1 protein-coding gene is annotated in these 237 nt (G+C 69.2%); it reads left to right on the top strand.

The window, feature by feature from the left end:
- A partial coding sequence (locus ACQG3P_RS23440) for an aminotransferase class V-fold PLP-dependent enzyme (protein ID WP_426806382.1) occupies positions 1-237 on the top strand: 237 nt, incomplete at both ends.

Raw genomic sequence — 237 nt, 5'->3', positions numbered from 1 at the left:
GAACAAGATCGACGGCCTGCGTATCTTCGGCACCACGCCGGACAAGGCGGCGGTGGTCTCTTGCCTGAGCGAAGGCGCGCACGCGCACGACCTGGCCACCCTGCTGGACCTGGAAGGCGGGGCCATCCGCTCCGGCCAGCACTGCGCCCACCCGCTGCTGCAGTACTTCGGCGTGGCGGCCACCTGCCGCGCGTCTCTCGCGTTCTACACCACGCACGCCGAGATCGAGCGGTTCAT

Origin of the sequence: Stenotrophomonas sp. SrG, assembly GCF_050031795.1 — a bacterium.
Lineage (GTDB): Bacteria > Pseudomonadota > Gammaproteobacteria > Xanthomonadales > Xanthomonadaceae > Stenotrophomonas > Stenotrophomonas rhizophila_A.
This window is presented reverse-complemented; position numbering and strand designations above follow the sequence as displayed.